At 59.1% G+C, this 1,019-nt stretch carries 2 protein-coding genes; both read right to left on the bottom strand.

The window, feature by feature from the left end:
* Window positions 1–10: 10 nt before the first annotated feature.
* Entirely contained in the window at window positions 11–241 is a 231-nt protein-coding gene (locus NKI72_RS35180; RefSeq protein ID WP_352852280.1) for a hypothetical protein, read from the bottom strand.
* 210 nt (window positions 242–451) lie between these two features.
* Window positions 452–1,019: ABC transporter substrate-binding protein (locus NKI72_RS35175; RefSeq protein ID WP_352852279.1), on the bottom strand; the 568-nt coding region annotated here is incomplete at its 5' end.

The raw sequence follows: 1,019 nt of genomic DNA, 5'->3' as shown, positions 1-1,019 counted from the left end.
TGAGGTCGGATTATTCGACGGCGATGCCGGGGAATGCTGCTTCGAAGTCCCTGAGCAAGGGCTGGACCAGCGCCGCATCGGTCGTCGAATAGATGCTGAGGTGTCCTTCCGCGGTGGCGGCGGCCACCAGATCCTTGTAGTTGTCCGGATACCCGGCGGGGATCTCGGCAGCGGCGGCAAGCGTCACAAAAGCGGCTGACAGCGAAAACGCGGCCATCATCGTCGCAAGACGATTTTTCATTACGGTCTCCTCCAAGTTCGCCTAAATCGTACCTCCTCCAGGCACAAAAGGCGAGTATCATCCTGACCTGTCACCAACCTGTCACGGCGATGTCGAGGTTTGCTCAGCCGACTAGGCCCGATGGGTCGTGATCAGATTGTCGACGACAGCGGGATCGGCCACATCGACGTATTGCCGAATTGTTGAAATCTTGGAGCGGCATCCTACGCGTCACGGTCGCTGGCCCTGCGCATCGATCATGGACTTGCTCCAATCCTCGATGAAGCGGCGGCGCAACGCCTCGTCCTGTACGGCAAGTAACGCAGGGCCGATGCGTATGGCGCGCGCGATACCAGACTCCCCAAGTTTTTCCGGGCCGTCCGCTCCCTCAGGCAATTGCCCGTTCTCGGCAAAGAAGAAGGCGCTATCCCTGGCAACCTTCTGTCCCCGGGCTGACAGAAGGTAGTCGAGAAATCGTTTGGCAACGCCCATATTCGGCGCCGTCTTCGGAATGAGCGCGCCACGACTGAGTATCAGCGCATAGTCCCGCGGGACAACGACCCTCAAATCGGAATTGCCCCTGGCCGCTGCGTAGGCATATGACCCGATCATATTGTAGCCTATATATAGGCTCCCGTTTGCAACGTCCTGAAGGGTCTCCGCGGTGCAACAACGCACCACAGTTTCCGCTCGGCTCATGCTTTCCAGAAGCCGACCGTAGACCGCCGTCGTCTGCCGCTCATCACTGAACGCCAATAGGTAGCCGATGCCCGAAAGTCGGATGTCGAACGTTCCGACC

This window comes from Mesorhizobium sp. M0437 (genome assembly GCF_040321335.1).
Lineage (GTDB): Bacteria > Pseudomonadota > Alphaproteobacteria > Rhizobiales > Rhizobiaceae > Mesorhizobium.
Note: the sequence above shows the minus strand (reverse complement) of the source record. Positions and strands in the feature narration are given on the sequence as shown.